Source organism: Moorena sp. SIO4E2 (genome assembly GCF_010671945.1).
Taxonomy (GTDB): Bacteria; Cyanobacteriota; Cyanobacteriia; order Cyanobacteriales; family Coleofasciculaceae; genus Moorena; species Moorena producens.
Map to the genome: position 1 here is coordinate 1 of NZ_JAAHIE010000941.1, position 2,155 is coordinate 2,155.

Sequence of the window (2,155 nt, forward strand, 5' to 3'; positions counted from 1 at the left end):
TGTGCGGCTCGTTCTAGCTAGGAGCCTCCAGTAACTGGAGGGGTATGAGCTAGGGGATTCGCGGGAGAACCCCGAAATCCTAACTATCTTCCGGATGGTGGTGAAAACCCACCCCTTGAGGAGACAAGTGACTCCCTATCTGGCCACACCGAGATGAACGGCATTTCATCGGAGTGAAGCTGGCACCAGGGCGGAATCAGAGGTGAAACAGATAAGCCACACTGCCGCTAATGGGGAGATGACAAGGGCAAACAAGTCCTGAAAAAGTGTCTAAAAGCACCGGCACAATCTGGACAAATAGTGTGCACGGCATCCTCGCATTCTCACGGAAAGAACGGCGGTTATCCGTAAGCTCCGAGAAGAGGGTAGGCAAATTGGACTGTCCTAAATCATCTAAACAATCTGGAGGATGGAACGAGTAAAAACGATGGCAACACTTGGGTCTGAAGAACGGTCGGAACTTCGGTAAGCTATGCCAAGCCTAATCCCCACCATCGGGTAAGATGTGCTCAAAACTGGGCACGGGTATTCAGAATACGCAAACCAATGGAGAGTATGGGTAGACACAGACAAAAATCTAGTGACCTTTGGAAAGGACAGAACTGGAAACAACTCCGGAGAAATCTTTTCCGCCTACAGAGGCGCGTGTATAAAGCGGTTCAAGCTGGTGACTTGAGGAAAGCTCGGTCTCTACAGAAACTGATATTGAAATCCCGTTCAGCACAGCTTTTGGCCATCCGCCAAGTGACACAGCTTAATCAGGGCAAGAAAACCGCCGGTATCGACGGGAAAACTGCACTGAATTATGAGGAGAGGCTGGAAGTACTTGAGAATATGAGGCAAAGCGCTCTCGACTGGAAACACTCCGGTCTTCGAGAAATCCCAATCCCTAAAAAGAATGGGAAAGTAAGGATACTCAAGATACCAACAATCTTCGATAGAGCGTGGCAATGTCTGGCAAAATTCGCCCTCGAACCAGCATACGAAGCCTTGTTTCATGCTCGTAGCTACGGGTTCAGAACGGGAAGAAGTGCGCACGATGCACAAAGATACGTGTTCGCTAACTTGAAATCGAACGCAAATGGCATCACCAAGAGAGTAATCGAACTGGACATTAAGAAGTGTTTCGACCGCATCTCCCATAAGTCCATAATGGACAGGTTAATTGCGCCAGCAAGTTTGAAGACTGGGATATTCCGCTGTCTCAAAGCAGGAGTTGACCTGGAATTTCCTGAGCAAGGAACCCCACAGGGAGGAGTAGTCAGTCCACTTCTAGCCAATATCGCACTTGATGGAATAGAGGAAATACACCCAAGCGTCAGATACGCAGACGATATGGTGATATTCCTCAAGCCAAAGGATAACGCCGAAAAAGTTCTGGGTAAAATCAAGGCATTTTTGGCAGAACGCGGGATGGAAATCAGCGAAGAAAAGACCAAGATAACCAAAACGACAGACGGATTCGACTTCCTAGGATGGCGCATGCGCGTCAAACAAAACGGAAAATTCCATTGCACTCCCTCAGTGGAGAATCATAGGAACATCCGCAGGAAAATCAAGACCGTAGTCAACAGTTCGAATTATGGTGCAAAAGTCAAAGCCAAGAAGCTAGCCCCCATCGTACGTGGATGGAGGAATTACCATAAGTACTGCGACATGAGCAGTTCCCGAGATAGTTTATGGCACATGAACAATACCGCAAACCGGAAATTTCGTAGCGAAGAGAAGGTAAACCGGTACCAGGCCGACAAACTATGCAAGAAAAGCTTCCCCGCAGTAGGGTATGAACAGAACAAACACGTAATGGTAAAAGGGACTAAGTCCCCTTATGACGGAGACTTAGTCTATTGGAGTCAGAGAAATTCGAAACTCTACTTCGATGCTACTGCAGAAACTTTGAAGAAGCAAAACCATTCTTGTGGATATTGCGGGCTGAAATTCATTGATGAGGAAAGAGTACACCTCCACCACATTGACGGAAATCATCACAACTGGAAGAAAAACAACCTTATGGCTGTTCACCAAAGTTGTCACCAATATATTCACCAGGGCAAGTCAGAAGACTAGGATATCTAGGAGCCGTATGCGGTGAAAGTCGCACGTACGGATTTGAAGGAGAGGTGCCCTGGGTAATACCAGGCATCGACTCTAATAG

Annotated in this window: 1 protein-coding gene; it reads left to right on the plus strand. The window is 47.5% G+C overall.

What is annotated here, in order from left to right; translation table 11 throughout:
• Window positions 1-555 precede the first annotated feature (555 nt).
• A complete protein-coding gene (locus tag F6K37_RS39210; protein WP_287256644.1) occupies window positions 556-2,067 on the plus strand; it encodes a group II intron reverse transcriptase/maturase in 1,512 nt (503 codons plus the stop codon).
• Window positions 2,068-2,155 lie beyond the last annotated feature (88 nt).

What these genes read in the sequence shown, in the direction of transcription:
- F6K37_RS39210 (WP_287256644.1), top strand. Translation starts at nt 556, where the DNA reads ATGGGTAGACACAGACAAAAATCTAGTGACCTTTGGAAAGGACAGAAC.